The organism is Methanobrevibacter sp. (assembly GCF_045611865.1).
GTDB lineage: Archaea > Methanobacteriota > Methanobacteria > Methanobacteriales > Methanobacteriaceae > Methanocatella.
In genome coordinates, this window is record NZ_JAZKXX010000035.1 from 1 (window position 1) to 17,676 (window position 17,676).

Annotated in this window: 9 protein-coding genes; 2 read left to right on the forward strand and 7 right to left on the reverse strand. The window is 32.6% G+C overall.

Annotated elements, in window-relative coordinates:
• Positions 1-32 precede the first annotated feature (32 nt).
• The 7 genes from dapB to ACKI32_RS03595 form a co-directional block, all read right to left on the reverse strand.
• Positions 33-854, reverse strand: coding sequence for a 4-hydroxy-tetrahydrodipicolinate reductase (gene dapB / locus ACKI32_RS03565; protein WP_407413569.1), 822 nt, complete (start codon positions 852-854; stop codon positions 33-35).
• A gap of 12 nt (positions 855-866) precedes the next feature.
• Positions 867-1,760, reverse strand: coding sequence for a 4-hydroxy-tetrahydrodipicolinate synthase (dapA, locus tag ACKI32_RS03570; protein ID WP_407413571.1), 894 nt, complete (start codon positions 1,758-1,760; stop codon positions 867-869).
• Positions 1,757-2,977 (reverse strand): aspartate kinase, encoded by a 1,221-nt coding sequence (locus ACKI32_RS03575; protein WP_407413573.1) that lies wholly within the window; start codon positions 2,975-2,977, stop codon positions 1,757-1,759. The genes dapA and ACKI32_RS03575 overlap by 4 nt, the downstream gene beginning before the upstream one ends.
• Before the next feature lie 202 nt (positions 2,978-3,179).
• Positions 3,180-3,377: a 30S ribosomal protein S17e gene (locus ACKI32_RS03580; protein ID WP_292794388.1), complete on the reverse strand. Its 198-nt coding sequence runs from the start codon at positions 3,375-3,377 to the stop codon at positions 3,180-3,182.
• Positions 3,364-3,705, reverse strand: coding sequence for a chorismate mutase (locus tag ACKI32_RS03585; protein WP_407413575.1), 342 nt, complete (start codon positions 3,703-3,705; stop codon positions 3,364-3,366). Before ACKI32_RS03585 ends, ACKI32_RS03580 begins: the two co-directional genes overlap by 14 nt.
• Before the next feature lie 72 nt (positions 3,706-3,777).
• Positions 3,778-4,644, reverse strand: a complete 867-nt coding sequence (locus tag ACKI32_RS03590) for a shikimate kinase (RefSeq protein WP_407413730.1) — start codon at positions 4,642-4,644, stop codon at positions 3,778-3,780.
• A complete protein-coding gene (locus tag ACKI32_RS03595) occupies positions 4,644-5,726 on the reverse strand; it encodes a glycosyltransferase family 4 protein (RefSeq protein ID WP_407413577.1) in 1,083 nt (360 codons plus the stop codon). The genes ACKI32_RS03590 and ACKI32_RS03595 overlap by 1 nt, the downstream gene beginning before the upstream one ends.
• A 108-nt stretch (positions 5,727-5,834) precedes the next feature.
• Between ACKI32_RS03595 and ACKI32_RS03600 the strand changes: the two genes are divergently transcribed.
• Positions 5,835-5,969 (forward strand): hypothetical protein, encoded by a 135-nt coding sequence (locus ACKI32_RS03600; protein ID WP_407413579.1) that lies wholly within the window; start codon positions 5,835-5,837, stop codon positions 5,967-5,969.
• A gap of 209 nt (positions 5,970-6,178) precedes the next feature.
• Positions 6,179-17,647 (forward strand): amino acid adenylation domain-containing protein, encoded by an 11,469-nt coding sequence (locus tag ACKI32_RS03605; RefSeq protein ID WP_407413581.1) that lies wholly within the window; start codon positions 6,179-6,181, stop codon positions 17,645-17,647.
• Positions 17,648-17,676 lie beyond the last annotated feature (29 nt).

A 17,676-nucleotide genomic window follows, 5' to 3' on the forward strand; every position in this document is an offset into this window, starting at 1 on the left:
CCAAGTACTCCTACATTTACCATGTTACTCACCTATTCTAATCCTAAAACATCATTCATGCTACTTACAACACCTTTTTGTGCACTAGGAACATATCTAATTGCCCTAATTACACCAGCAATAAATACTTCCCTAGTGTGAGCTTGATGTTTAACTTCTAATCTTTCACCATCACCGACAAACATTACTGTATGATCACCAACAATGTCCCCACCACGGATAGCGTGAACTCCTATTTCTTCAGAAGTTCTTTTACCAACTAATCCTTTTCTTCCGTAAACTCCTACTTCTTCAGGGTCACGGTCAAGTTCTTTTGCTATTACTTCAAATGCAGTAACAGCAGTTCCAGATGGAGCATCTTTTTTCTGATTGTGATGTGCTTCTATAATTTCAATATCATAATCATATAATAATGGTGCTAATTTCTTTAAAGTGTTGAAAAATACATTTACACCAATAGCCATATTTGAAGAAATAACTGCCCCAACATTATTTTCTTTAACATTATCAATATTGGATTGCATTTGTTCTTCACTAAAACCAGTGGTTCCAACAACAATATTTACACCACAAGAAGTAGCTATTTTAATGGTTTCAACAGCTGCCGGAGCAATAGTAAAGTCAACTAATACTTCAGCACCGGAAGATTTTAAGGTTTCTTCCAATTTTTCAGAACCAACAATTTCAACACCGAGTTCTTCAATTCCTGCCTGAAGACCTGCGTCTTTACCTGCAAGAGGAGTATTTGGCATTTCAATTGCAGCAACTACTTCCATATCATCTTGTTCTGTAATTTTTCTAATAATACCGGAGCCCATTCTTCCTGCAGCTCCAGTAACTGCTACTTTAATCATATTATAACCTATCTAAATTAAATTTGAATCTTTTAATGCTTTTTTAAGAATTTCAAGATTTTCTTCTTTCATTTCGCATAATGGTTTTCTGAGAGGTCCTGAAGGAAGTCCCATTAAGTTCATTGCAGTTTTAACAGGAACAGGATTACTTTCGATGAATAAAGCTCTTATTATATCAAGCATTTCATAGTGAAGTTCTAATGCCCTTGTGTAATCATCATTTAAGATACTGTCAACCATTAGGGACATTCTTTTTCCGTCAATATTTGCAGATGCACTGATTACACCAGTTCCCCCTACAGCCATGATAGGCAAAGTAAGTGAGTCTTCACCAGAAAGGATGTTGAAATCGTCTTCAAGGCCTTCTAAGGAAAGTGCTCTGTAAATGTCTGAAACTTTATCAACACTACCACTAGCTTCTTTAATAGCGTCAACACCATCAATTTTAGCTAATTCAACAGCAGTCTCAACTTCAATATTTGATCCAGTACGAGATGGGACATTATATGCAATAAGAGGAATGTCACATTTGCTAGCAATAGTTCCATAATGGTCAACTAAAGCATGCTGTTGTGGTTTATTGTAATATGGAGTAATTAACAATGCTGCATCAGCACCGGCATCGGCTGCAAATTCAGTTAGGGACAATGCTTCAGAAGTAGCATTACTTCCGGTTCCAGCAATTGTTTCAACTCTACCATCAACTTCATCTACTAAAATTTCAATAACTCTTCTGTGTTCTTCATGAGTAATTGTAGCTGATTCACCAGTGGTTCCAGCACCAACCAATCCATTGACACCTTGATCAATTAAATAATTTATATTATGTCTAAATCCTTCCTCATCGATTTGTTCATCTTTTGTAAAAGGAGTAACCATAGCAACATATGTTCCTTCAAATCTCATTCTAAAACCTCACTAATTAATTTATGAGCAATTTCTCCGTCTTCCCAATCAACAAACAACACAACTGCAGTTTGTGAAGAGGAAATTTCTAAAATGTTAATACTGTGTTTTCTAAGTGGTTCTGTAATATCTGAAATAATACCTGGAGTTTCGATAATGTCAGGACTTACAAATGTAATCATTGCAGTGTCTCTTCCAAGTGATAACGAACTTAAAACATCAGTTTCTACCACCATACGGTGCAATAAATGATATGCTTTATTTGAATCTGCTTTATCTACAAAAGCAGTAATTGAATTTTGACCTGCAGACAAACCAAATATATTTACATCTTCATCAGCAAGACAAGTTGTTAATTTAGCCATTAAACCGACTTTCTTAAGCATTGCTTCGCCGACAATAGCGATAAGTGAAATAGGATCTTTATAAAGGGTGACGCATTTTAACATATCCCCCTCATAAGGCCCCACAATACGGGTACCCTTGGCAGATAGGTCACCATGGGAGAAGTTAATAATTTTTGCAGTAATTAATGGATCTTTATATTTTAATGCATGAGGGTGTAAAACCTGCGCTCCATGAGTAGCTAAATCTCTCATTTCTTCAACAGATATTTCATCTAACAATTGTGCATCCTCTATTTTATTAGGATCTGTTGACATTACACCATCTACGTCTGTAACAATAATTACTTCATTAGCATCTAAACAATGTCCAATTAAAAATGCAGTGATATCACTTCCACCCCTTCCTAAGGTTGTAATTTCACCGCTAGGCCCTTTTCCTAAAAATCCACAAATAACCGGGATAACTCCTTGATTAACAAGCCTTCTAATTCCATCAATCTTCTTGTCAGTTGTACCAAAATCAATATTTGCTTCTAAGGAATTAGAATCAGTAATGATAGGCCATAATTCATTATAAGGATCAATGAATTCTGACTTGACACCTAATGATTCAATAGTTGCTGAAAATAATCTAGCGCTAGTTAATTCGCCCATAGCCATAATTTCTGCCTTCTGCTTGTCTGTTAACCCTGCACCAATAGCCTCATTGGATAAACCAATTAACTCATCAGTAGTCTTGTTAACAGCTGAAACTACAACTACTACCTGATTACCTTTCATATATTCATTTACAACGGACTGCGCCGCTTTTTTAATTCTGGAACCATTACCTACCGAGGTTCCACCAAATTTTACTACTACCAAATCCATTAAGTTCACCTATTTCTTAAAAATTTTTAAATATTTTGTTAAAATATTGACTAAACAAAATATACATATATATCTTTATACGACCATATTTATAAAGTTTTTATAGAAATAGGACTCTTTCAAAAAATAGCATTATAATATGAAATTAAAAATTGTAAAAATTAATTAAATAAAAAAAGTGTAAAAAAATATGAAAAAAAGCTTATTTTTGGGTTTGTTCTAACCTAACAAGCCTTGTTACATATCCAGCAATTTTGTTTCTTAAGTGTTTAGTACTTACAGTTGAGTATTCTTGTACTAATTTTTTGTTTTCTTCAAAATCAGTAGTGAAAACACCTTTGTGAGTTTCAATAAGTTCTTTTGCTAAACGTTTAACAAATGAAGTTCTAATATTGCCCATCAACAATCCTCCTTAAAATTTCTTTTTGCTCATTTTTACTTAAAATAGTTAGCATATTTACAATTTGATCAATAATATCAATATCAAGACCTTTCTCTTGGGATATTATCTCAACTCTTTCATGGACTGCATCCTCTCTACTTTTATCATAAATAGGCATTCCAAGATATTCCTTAGAAAGAGCTATATCTTTTGCAAGAGCGGTTCTCTGTGAAATCAAATCAAATAATTCCTTATCAATTTCATCAATACGTTTTCTGGAGTCTTTGAGAAGTTTTTCTGCATCTTCTTTATTTTCAAAAGATTTTATATCCTGATCACTAGTCAAAAAATCACCAAAATTGATAATAATGATAATAATATAATTTATTATAATCCTAGTATATAAATCATATGTTTTTTACATTAATTTACAACCTACATTATCAACTTTTGTTGGAATAACCTTCCCCTCATATTTAGACCAGGAATCTTTAACTTCATCAATTGATTCTTCACTAACAATAGCTACAAATGATGAACCAGTACCAGATAAACCTGAAGCCATTGCCCCGGCTTCTAGAGCATCAATTGCAATTGATGAATTAAAACCCAGTGTTGCTGAATAAATTAAACCGTTTAAGTTTAAAGCTTTTAAATAATTTTTATCCTTTGCAAATCCAAATGCAGTTTCAACCAATGGCGCCAATAATTTCATTCGTTCAGGATCTGAATCCCCTGATTTTGAGTGGAAATTAGGCATATAGACCAAAATTGGATATTCATCCATCTTTTCATTTATTATAAACTCCCTATTTTTATTATCAGTCACAACAACCCCACCAAAGTATGAGGCCGTTGCATCATCAAAAGAACCAGTTATGGTAACTCCAGCTTCTAGTGATGCATCGATTGCCATATTAATTACTTCCAAATCATCCAAAGGAGTTAAGTCAAATTCTTCAGAAATCATTGATGAAACCACTTTAACAATAGCATTAGAAGAAGCGCTACTACTTGAAAGGCCTGATGCCATCGGTAAGCTTGATTTTGTTTTTAATTCAATACCAAAATCTGCTTCATCAATATTATAATGAGAATAAACCTTTTTGGCACACAGTTCCATTAATGTATTATCTGCCCCAACATCATTAAAACAGGAAATTGAACCATTAGTTGTTTTAGCCTCACACTGAATATCCAAACCAATACCAAATGCAGAACCAAAACCTGTGGCAATTGCATTTATTATTGTTGCAGAACCTGGAGATCTAACTTTCTTTTTCATCATTTAACCTCATCATATGGAATTGTAACTTCAGCAAAATCCTTTGCCCTATTTCTTGCATTCAAGGATAAAATCAACCTTAAATCATCATCATTAATTATTTTGTCTATACCATTAGCAATCGAATAAACATCTTTAGGATCAATAAGTAAACCAACATCACTGTTGATTATTTCACTAATGCCTCCAACATCACTTCCAATTACAGGTTTTCCACAAGCTAATGCTTCAATCAGAACCAAACCAAAACTTTCTGAAAATGAAGGTAGAATTAAAACATCACAGCTCGGGATAATCTTACCAACATCATTTCTTGAGCCTGTAAAAATTACATCATTAATATGTTCTTCTTCGACTTTCTTAGATAATTTTTTAAACAATGGTCCGTCACCAACAATGACCAAATAATAATCACTACTTGCGATTTTTTTAGCTTCAAGAAGTGAATCAACATTTTTTCTTTTAATTAAATTACCAACAAAAAGAACAATAGGCTTATCTTCAAGTTTATTTTCTTTTTTAAAGGAATCATCCTTTTTAGCAGAAAATTTTTCAATGTCAACAGAATTCCAAGACAATCTTGTTTTATTGGCTATGCCACTAACGCCAGTTGCAATAATCTCATGCCTTAAAGCATTACTAACTGCCAAAACACAATCTGCATCTTTCAAAACATTTTTGATAGTTGATCTCATTAAAGGTTGTGTTTTATATAATTCAAACATGTCTGAACCATGTGCAGTAACATAAGTCTTAATTTTATGTTTTTTTCCAACTTCAACAGCCGCCGCACCTGCAGGAAATAGATAATGACCATGGATGATATCAATGTCTTCTTTTTCTATTAGATTTTCTAATGCTCTTTTTGCATTTTTCTTAAACATTAACCCCCTAACACCAGGAACATTAAATCCTTTAGTTCCTATAACATGGATTCCATCAATATCCTTGATTTCCTTGTGAGGATAAGTGATTACATAAACTTCATGTCCTTCCTCAACTAATTTTTTAGATAATGTATGAATATGAACACCAACACCACCCACATGAGGTGGAAATTGACCAACCATAGCTATTTTCATTAAAATAAACTCCAATTATTGTTATATCTATATTGTATAATTATTGTTTAAATAAATATCCGAAAATTAGAAAAATTCTTTAATAAAAAAAGTCAAGTTTAATGTCTTATGCAGAGAATAAATCTCGTAATATTTAACCAATATGTTCAAATCGTGAAAAAATTAACTCCACTGTCCTCACCCCTTGGAAAAATGGAAGAACCCCATAAACATAGGGGAAAAACTGAAGTGATTCTTAAATAAACACTACTTAAATTCATGTTTATCCACCCTCATTATTGATTACTTCTTATTTTGATAACATTAACATTATATCATAACTATATATGGAATTATAACGAAATATTATAATATAATTTGAATGTTAATTAATAACAAAATTTCTCGTGTTTTTAATTGGAATAATACTATTGCACAAAAAATACTTTAAAGCTTGAAGCGGAGGCCATATATTGAATTATTATCAAGATGTTAAATTTATATTGAATGTTGATGTTAATGAGAATTCAATAGAAAATGCCTTTAACAAGGCAAAAAACATTTTGAATTGGAGGATTGATGAAAATTCTAATGCAATCCTAATCGATGAGGAAGTCGATTATCAGATTAAGGATGTTTCCAATTTAAAAGAAACCTCTGTTGAGGAAATTATAGATTCATTTTTTGATTTTACATTTGATGATATTATTGATGTTCCACTTTACAGATTTCTAGTATTGAAAAACAATGAAAATTTTACAATTTTAGCAAACATCAACTCACTAATATTCGACTATTCCTCAATAAATGATTTCTATGAATTATTTGATAATTCTGAAAAATCTCCTCCAAAATTCAATCTGGATTCATATTATAAGGATGTTCAAGTTTACCTAAAATCTTCCGATTTTGAAAATGAATCCCGTTATTGGAAAAACTACGTCCTAAACTCTAGCAAGCATATCAAATTCTACAACATAAAACATGACCATTATAAGAGCCAAAAAATTAATCCTGATATGAATTCCGTTTCCAGATTCATTAAAAATCATGATTGTACTTTATTTGATTTTTATGGAAGCATATTCTCACTATACTTGTCCCGCATTGACAGACTGGACGGATGTTTATTAAAAACTATTGTCCCCCGAAAAACTGATTTACAGATATTTGATAAAAATACTCTTTTTAAAGTTGATGTAAATGACCATGATTCATTCGATGATTTGTTGGATGAATTCGAATCAGCTTTAAAAAATGCTGTTGATAATACTAAAGTTGATGTTGACAATTATTTGGGTGAAAATGTCTCTTATTATACAATTTATGATTTTTATGATTTAAATGAAAACATTAGTGTTTATAATGGAGAGGATTCAGCTTTAACATTGAACATTTATGAAAACTCATTGGAATTGCTTTACAATTCAGACCTGTTTTCAGATGAATATATTGGGCGTATGGCAAAAAATATTGAAAGTTTGATTGATAATGTTTTAAATTCTCCTAATGCCGCAACAAGTGATATTGATATCCTTTCAGAGGATGAAAAAAAGTTACTTCTTGATTTTTATAAGGGAATTGAAGATGATATTGACAAAGAGTTTATACTCAGCAAATATTTCCGCCATATTGCAATCAGTAATCCAGATATTATTGCTGTTGATGACGGTGTTGATCGGATAAGCTATGGTGAGCTGGAAAAATCAAGCAATTCAATTGCAAATGATTTATTTGAGAATTACAATATTTCTTTAGGAAGTCATGTTGCTTTATTATTGCCTCGCAATTATCATTTTCTTGAATTGGTTTTAGCTTTAAATAAAATTGGAGCCACATTCGTCCCAATAGATCTTACATATCCGATTAAACGTATTGAGCACATGTTGGAGATTTCTGAATCCGTGTGCATTGTCACTACTGAAGATATTGCAAATAAATCTGATTTTAATCTAAATGTGGTTTGCATTGAAGACTTAAATTATGATGATGATGCTGATGTTGATATAATCTCTAGAAGCGAGGATTTATTTTCTATAATGTTCACATCAGGAACTACAGGTCTTCCAAAGGGAGTGATGGTTTCCAATTATCAGATGGGTAGTTTAAGTATTGCTTTTAAACACCTCTTTTCTTTTTCATGTGGCGAGACTGCCGGATGTTATGTAAGTTTCAGTTTTATTGCATCATATATGGCTTATGTTGTATTGGCATTGGGGGGATGTGTCAGGATATTCAATGAAAATGAGCAGAAAAACAGCTTATTGATAATAGAAGCCCTTAAAGAAACACCAATGAATAATTTGATTTTACCTCCGACCATCGGCGTTCCTATTTATGACAATGAAGATTTGAAATTGGACTATCTTATTTTGGCAGGTGCAAAATTAAATGAACTAAGTAAACGGGACAGACATACCAAATTAGTTAATTTTTATGGCACAACAGAATTGATTTTAACAATTAGTAAAATTTATAATTTGAATGATGTTAAAGATAATCGTGTGCCCGTTGGTAAGCCTGTTGCTAACACATGGGTTTATGTTTTAGATGAAAATAGTAATATAATGCCTATTGGAGTTCCAGGAGAGTTATGTGTTTCCGGTGAAATTGTAAGTTCGGGATATTACAATAATCCTGAATTAACAAATCAATTTTTTGTAGACAATCCAATCGCTGACAGTGAAAGTAATGGAATAATGTATCGTACCGGAGATATAGGATTTTACAATCCGGAGGGAGAAATTGAAATTATTGGACGTGAAGACGATCAGTTGTCTGTCAGAGGTTTTCGTGTCGAATCAAATGAAATTCTTATCATAATGAAGAAATTTAAAGAAATTTCAGACGTTTATTTGGATGTTGATAATGACAACCTGATTGCATACTATACAACAAATGCCGAGTTGGACATAAATGAAGTTAAAGAAAATTTAGAAGATAATTTGCCTAGTTACATGATTCCTTCCCTTTTCATTGAATTGGATGAAATTCCATTAAATCTCAATGGAAAAATCGATAAATCTTCATTAAAAACAGCTTTAGATAATGATAACATTGAAATAACTGATGAAGTTATCAGCCATGTTGTTAATGCATTTAAAGAGGTTTTAAATATTGATTCTGTTTTCATTGATGATGATTTTGTTGGCAGAGGGGGCAATTCATTGTCTGCAATGAAATTACAATTATTATTGAAAGAAAAATTGGGCGTTAATTTATCCTCAAATGAAATAATAAGTCTTTCCACACCAAAAGACATCAGCAATCATATTAAATATAATATGAATATTCATTCGGCTCTTTATGAAGACAAATATCTGTTTGATGAACCATGTCCTCTATCAGAATCACAATTAAACGTTTATCTTGATGAAAGTGTAAATGATATGGGCACAGCATACAACAATCCATTTAAAATAAAGTTAAAAGACAATTATTCCGTTAGTGAACTTAAAAATGCATTAATTAAATTGTTTGAAGTATTTCCTATTTTAAAAGCTCGTGTCTTTAGCGATGATGGAATTCTGTCCTTTGCATTTGATGCAGAACCTGAAATTAATGAAGGACATCTGAATGACATTAACTCTTTTGTCAAATCCTTTGAATTCGACAAATATTTATCCAGATTTTTAATTGTTGAAAATAAGCAATCTGTTATATTATGCGCTGATTTCCATCATTTGATTTTTGACGGCACATCATTGAACATCTTACTAGATGTCCTGTTTTCGATTTTGAATGGAGAAGATGTTGATTTTGTTGATTATGGGGTGTTAAAACAGGTTTTATTTGAAGAAAATATCGATTCAAATTATATGGATAATGCCCATGAATTCTTTGATGAAATGCTGGCTGATAATGATGAGGTTTATGATTTACTGCCTTCTCTAAAAAGCAGTGAAGATGAATTTGAATTGGTAGATACAATAGAGCTGGATGCGGAATATTTAAATTCATTCTTACAAAAGCATTCCATTACACATAATCAGTTCTTCGCTAGCGTTTTTGCATATGCCTTATCAAGATTCAGCGGTTCGAATAAGGTTCTTTTCAATATTATAGATGACGGCAGAGGCAATATTGATTTGTCAGAGTCTGTAGGAATGTTCGTTAAAACATTGCCCGTCCTATTGGACTGCACAAATCAGAATGTTGATTCTTTTTTAGATTATTCTTCCACTTTGATTAATTCTGTAATGAAATATGATTTGTATCCTTTCCGTCTTTTGGCTAGTGAATATGATTTAAATTCAAATATCTTATTCCAATATTCCCATGATCTTTTTAATGACATGCTAAATAAAGAAGATTCAAAATATGGTATTGAAGAATTGGAACATGATTTGAATGCAGATTTATCTTTATCTATTTTCAACGCTGGCGAAGATAGATTAATGATTAGGACTTTATATTCATCATTATATTCTAAAGATTTCATTGAGCATTTTGTTGAATCTTATAAGCTAATTCTGCAGGATATAATTGAAGTTGAAGAATTAAAAGACATCAATTATACTGCAGGTGTTGATTTTGAGCTTTTAGACAGTTATAATCAGACTGGACATTCCTTGATTTATGAGGATATTTTGGATGCTTTTAATGACAATCTTGCCAAATATCCTAAAAACAATCTTGTAAGTTACAATGATAATGTTTACAGTTATGATGAAGGCGCTTTCATAGCCGATAAGATAGCCGACAGTTTAAGAAGTTTTGGTGTTGGAAAAGGGGAAAATGTCGCATTTTTAGTTGAAAAATCTGAATTATACATTTTCAGCATTTTAGGTATTCTGTCTGCCGGAGCGGTTTATGTTCCTTTGGATGATAGTTTGCCTGATGAGCGTTTAAGTTTTATGTTGAGGGATACTAACTCTAAGGTTGTTATTGTTAGTGATGAAACTAGTGAACGTGCATTTAATTTGGGTGGTAATTGTATTACTTTAAATATTTCTGAGATTGTCAATGATGAAATTGGTATATTGTCTTGTTTGCCTGTTGTTTATAGTGATTTAGCTTGTATTTTATACACTAGTGGTACTACTGGTGTTCCTAAAGGTGTAAAAATTACCCGCAAATCTGTAATTAATTTATCAAATTATTTTGCTGAGGATTATCCTTTTGATAATTTAGATGTGTGTGGTTTGTATCCTTCCATTGGTTTTGATGCAGCTTCTCAATCAATATTCAAAACTATTTATGCAGGTGCTTCTCTGGTTATTATTCCAGATGACATTAAATTAGATATGATAAGGATGAATGATTATTTCTTAAAGTATAATGTCACATACTCTGCAATTCCTACTCAAGTAGCTAAACTTTTCATGCAAACTGTTGAGGATACTTCTTTAAAGAGTTTATCAATTGGTGGTGAAAAATTAGGTGAGTTTGAAAATCCTTTAAATCATATGTTAATTGATGAATTTGGACCTACTGAAGCATTTGCTTTTATCTCATCAATTGACAATTCTAAAAAAATTGATTCGTCCTCAGTAGGATTCCTAAATTACAATACAAAAACTTATATTTTAGATAATGAATTTAGACAAGTGCCAATTGGTGCTGTCGGTGAATTGTATTTGGCAGGTTATCAAATAGCTGATGGATATCTAAATCGTGAAGAAGAAAATATCAAATCATTTATTGAAAATCCATTTGATGATAGTGTTGATTATGGTGTTTTGTATCGTACTGGCGATATGGTGCGTTTATTGCCTGATGGGTCTTTGGGTCTTGTTGGTCGTCGTGACAGTCAAGTTAAAATCAGTGGAAATCGTGTAGAATTATCAGAAATTGAATCGGTAATTCGTGAAATTGATTATATTACGGATGTGACAGTTCAAACTATCAAACATATGGATAATTATGAATTGGTGGCTTATGTTGTAGCATCTGATGAATCTGATGATGAAACTCTAAAAGAGCATGTTCGTGATTATGTTGCTCAATTTAAACCAGGTTATATGATTCCTTCATTTGTTGTCCGTTTGGACAGTATCCCTCTTAATATCAATGGTAAAATCGATTATAGGCATCTGCCTGAAGTTGATTTGGACAGTTTGCGTGTGGAGTATGTTGCTCCAAATAATGAAATTGAAAAACAAATAGCCAATGCATTTGAGATTGTATTTAATCAAAAAGACATTGGATTAAACGATGACTTTGTTCGTCTTGGCGGAGATTCCATCACTGCCATTCGTGTTGTTTCACTCTTGGAGAAAAATGACATTAACTGTGGTGCTGGAGATATATTGAATTATAAAACTCCATATTTGATTGCTCAAAATGTTGGCAGCATAGAGAAAGTTGCATACGATGCAGTAGAGGGAATTATGGATTTGCTTCCTATTCAGGAGTATTTCTTTGATCAAATTAACGAGGATGAATTTTCACAACACTTTATCTTAAAATCCTCAGAAAAAATAGATATAAATACATTACAAGAATCTTTTGATGAATTATGCAATGTTCATGACATGCTTCGTACAAAATACAGCTATGATGAAAATGGAAAAGTAATACAGGAAATATTGCCCGTGAATACCCAAATCCGTGAAATAGGTGAACATAATATCACCGAGAATCTTGAAGAATCACTGAAAGCAATCTATATAAAATCATTCAAATCACTTAGCATAAAGAATAAGTTAATTGAAATCAATTTAATCCATCACAATAACGAATCCTACCTCATGTTCATCATCCATCATTTAATCATAGACGGAGTAAGCTGGAACATTCTAATCACAGATCTAACCCACATCTACACCAATTTAAAACAAGGAAAAGAAATTGAACTTTTAAGGCCGTATCCTTATAAAAATTGGGTGGAAGATGTTAGATATTTGGCTGAAAATATCAGTTATGAAGAAAAACAGCACTGGACAAAATTAAACCGACAAATTGATGATTCTACTATCAAGGGAGATAATAAACCATTTGCGTTAGATTTTGATGTGAATTATGATGCGGATAATCTTTTGATGTTGTCTGAAGAAGAATATTGGGCCTTAGCAATCGCAAGAGCATATAAAAAGACATATGGAAAAGAGTTAATATTAAACCGTGAGAGCCATGGCCGTGATGAGAGTATTGCAAAACTTAACAGAACAATAGGATGGTTCACAAGCCAATACCCAATACTAATCAACACAAACAACAAAAATGACAACATTTCCATAATGAACGATGTCTACAACATCAAAACAGCACTCAGAGACGTTAAAAATTTAGGTTTGAATTATTCCTCCTTAATCTACACAACAAAAGAATTAGAATTCAAGCACTGCCCAGTAACCTTCAATTTCCTAAGCAGCGAATTTGCATTCGAAAACGAACTATTTGAATCATACATTCCAAAATCGGCTTCTAATGAGGAAATAAACATTAAACAAGACCCTACCTCTTATGGTATCACATTCAATATTGCTCGCAATGCTGATTCGTATATGGTTAGTGGGGATTATGCAGATAATACTTACATAGGCAATGATTTCAATGTTTTCATTAAAAATATCGAATCTGAATTGAAATTCCTTGGCAATTATACATTCAAGGACAATAACATTGTTTGTTGTTTGTCTGAGTCTCAATTGGGCATTTATCTGGATGAAAAAGTGCATGAAAAAGATACTGCATATTCAGCACATGGAATTTTCGAATATGATGCCAAATATACGACTGAGAACATTAAAGATGCCATTCATGCTTTAATTAATAGGCATCCCATCTTAAAAGGCCGAATTTTAGACACTGAAAACCTGCCTCTTTTAATTTGTGACAGCTATCCAACAATTGAAATAATCAATACGACAGATTATTCAAATCTAATCAAAGCATTCGATTTAGACAAATTCTTAGCGCGTTTTTACATCTTAGATAATGAGCAAAAGAAATTTGTATTTTATGATATGCACCATATCATTAGTGATGCAACCAGCTGTACAATCATTAATAAAGAATTACGGCAAGCTTTATTGGGCAAATTAGATGATAATGTGGATTTGGGCTTTGCTTATGCCAGCCGAAATTCATTTGAATCCCACTACAATCATAAATATGAATCCTCTCAGAAATTCTTCCATGATGAATTTGCCGACATTGATGAAATCCAACATCTTTTAAGTGACCTTGATGGAGATAAAGGTAGTGTTAGTCTTCCTATTAGGGGCGTTCGTGATGATATTGAAACATTTACGGAAAATATTGGCATTAGTGTTGGCAGTTTATTGAATGCTGCATTTGCATATACATATTCACGTTTCATAGGTGGCAACAAGGTTTACTATAACTTTACTGAACATGGCCGGCATGAAGATTACTCACAAAATGCAATTGGAATGTTTGTGCGAACAATACCAATCATTGCAAATTGTGAAAATAAATCGATTAATGATTACTTGACCAATATGTCTGATTTAATCTTAAACTCAATGACAAACAGCATATATCCATTTAGATTGCTTGCAAAAGAATACAATTTAAGTATCGATGTTGCATTTGAGTATAATCATGATTTGAATGATTTCGATATTGGCAATGATTTGGTGGCAAGTGATGATGCTGACGGCATTAGCGATTTCTTATGTGTCGTCAATGACCTGGAAGACGGATTTGTCGTGACTGTAAGCCATTTAGATAAATTCAGCCAACATACAGCAAAACAATTCGTTAAAGCATTCAAAGAGGTGTTGGTCCAATTTTTAGAAAAAGAAAAACTAGAGGACATCAGTTATATCTCCAATGAAGACATTGAACTTTTAGACAGTTATAATAAAACACAATGTCCTTTAAAGTATTGTGATATTTTGGATGCATTCAATGACAATCTTGCCAGATACCCAAAAAACAGCCTGGTAACCTATAAAAATAATAGTTATACATATGATGAAAGTGCATTCATCGCCAATAAAATAGCAAACGATTTGAAGAAGATGGGCATTAATAAAAATGACAATGTTGCATTTTTAGTTGAGAGATCAGAATTATACCTGTTCACCATTTTAGGAATTCTATCCACCGGAGCAACATACGTTCCTTTGGATGATGCCCTTCCGGATGAACGCATAAAGTTCATGATGGATGATGCTGATGCTGAAGTTGTTATTGTCTGTGATGATACTTACAATCGTGCTAAAAATCTATCAGAGGAAAACAGACTTCTAAATATTTCAAACATTATCAAAGAAAATATTGGAACTTCTTCTAAGTTGGATGTTACTTATAGCGATTTGGCCTGTATCTTATACACCAGCGGCACTACAGGCATTCCTAAAGGAGTTAGAATAACACGCAAAGCTATTTTAAATCTTTCACAAACATACTGTGACACATATGATTTTGGTCGGAATGATGTTTATGCTTTATATTCAAATATCGGATTTGACGCCGGATCTCAAGCAATCCTTCAAACAACATATGCCGGAGCTTCTTTAACTGTAATTCCTGAGGATATTAAATTTAATATTACTAAGTTGAATGAACATTTCATTAAACAGAATGTTACCCATACTTTTATTTCCACACAGGTCGCTAAACTGTTCATGGAGCAAATTGACAATACCTCATTAAGGATTTTATCAGTAGGCGGTGAGAAGTTAGGTAAATTCGAAAGTCCAAAAGATTATCGTTTAATTGATGCATACGGTCCAACCGAAACATTTGCATTCATATCTTCTATCGACAATGACGATAAAAAGGATGGGTCTTCAGCAGGCATGCTAAACGAAAATACTCGCGCGTATATTTTGGATGATAATTTCAGACGTGTTCCTGTCGGTGCTGTTGGTGAATTATGCTTAGCAGGTTACCAAATTGCCGACGGATACCTAAACCGCCCAGAAGAAAACGCCAAAGCATTCATCAACAATCCATTTGATGATAAAGAAGGCTACAGCATATTGTATCGCACGGGAGATATGGTTCGGTTATTGCCTGATGGGTCATTGGGCATTGTTGGCCGTCGTGACAGCCAAGTTAAAATCAGAGGAAACCGTGTGGAACTGACAGAGGTTGAATCTGCAATAAGAGACATGGATTATATTAAAGATGTTACAGTCCAAATCACTTCAAATAATGGAAATAATGAATTAATTGCCTATATTGTACTGTCTGACGGTTTTTACGGAGATGACATTGATAATTCTGTTCGCGAATTCGTATCCAAATGCAAACCGAATTATATGGTTCCGTCATATGTAATAACATTGTATGAAATTCCTTTAAATGTAAACGGCAAAGTTGATAAGCGTGCTTTGCCCGATGTTGACATAGATAGTTTACGTGATAAATATGTCGCACCAAGAAACAAAAATGAAAAAGAAATTGTCGAAGCCTTTAAAAAAGCATTAAATTTAGAAAAAGTCAGTATATATGATGATTTCATTCGTTTAGGTGGAGATTCATTGACTGCAACTAAGTTATCATCCTATGTTAAATCTGATGATGTCACTATGGCGGATATCTTCACTTTCCGCACTCCCGAGGCAATTGCAAAGAATATCTCTGAATACTCATTTGATTTGGATATTTATTCTTTAGAAGATGGTTGTCCTTTGAATTCTGCGCAAAGTGATGTAATTGCAGATATAATAGGTTATAATAAATCGGATGCTTATCATGTAATAAGTTATATTCCTATCTCTAAGAAATATGATCTTGAAAAAATACTTAGTTCATTAGATGAGATGTTAAATATGCATCCGGTTTTAAGCATGCGCTTGAGTGAGCGGCATGATGAAAGTGATACTGATGTATCTAATCTAGATGCGCTTAATGATTTAATGAGAACTGCTAAAAAATTCGGAACCAAAAAATTCCTGAACATTATCAACGGATATGGAATAAAAGATATTTGCGGTCTTTACAATATGCTTAGAACCCTTATAAGGTTGTTTAAAGGAGAGTATCCGTATTTAGTGAAAGGAAATAAACCTCCAATTTCAGTGGAATCCAAATTTGATAGAGATGTTTTAATTGATTTCCTTTCTGAAAGTTTCGATATCTATGATTGTTTATCTAAGTTCATGATTATTGAATCTGAGGATTCCTATTATTTATTTTGTGTGGTTCATCATCTCATTTTTGATGCAGTTTCAGCAGGAGTATTCAAAAGTGATTTCATGACGCTTCTTGACGGAGGAAGCATCGATTTTGATGACGGATTTTTAAAGGCATCTGCTTTTACTCATCAAATGAAAAGAACCGGAAAATTCAATGAAGCAAGGGAATTTTATCACAATATTCTGTCAAATCTTGATGATGTAGACTTTTTACTGGAAGATAATCCTTCAGCTGAAGGTTATAATATGTCAACATATGATTTGGATTTTGATAAAAAGGCATTCAAATCCTTTTTAAATAATGCTGGAATTAGTGAATACGTATTATTTATCGCTGTATTTTCTTATGCATTGTCCCAATTTGTAAATGGTGATAAAGCCCAATTTATAATGAATGAAAATGGACGTGACAGATTCAACGAGAAATTCATATCCATGACCTCCAACCTGGTGCCGGCAGTTATAGACTGCAAAGATCAAAGCATCAATTCATTTATTAGAGATGCCGCAGATACTGTTTACAAATCATTGAGATATAGCTATTATCCAACTTTCCTGCTTTATCCGAAATACGACTTTGAAAGAGATATAGCATTCCAATTTGTACCCAACTGGATTGCAGACGATTTTGATAGTTTTGAGAATATTGATGATATGGGTGCAGGAGAAATTATTAATCAAGTCCTTAATGATTTCAATGATTTTGTAACGGAATTATTTGTTCAAGTTCACCAAAACGGTGATGATTACAGGTTAATTATCTCACATTCAAACAAATATTCCCAAAAGATGATTAATGACTTCAAAGACACTTACACATCAATTTTATCAAATATTATTAATGCATCCATGTCCTCTGATTTAAGCAGCACTTTGAAATAGGATTATGATGTCTGAAATTTTTAGTTTTT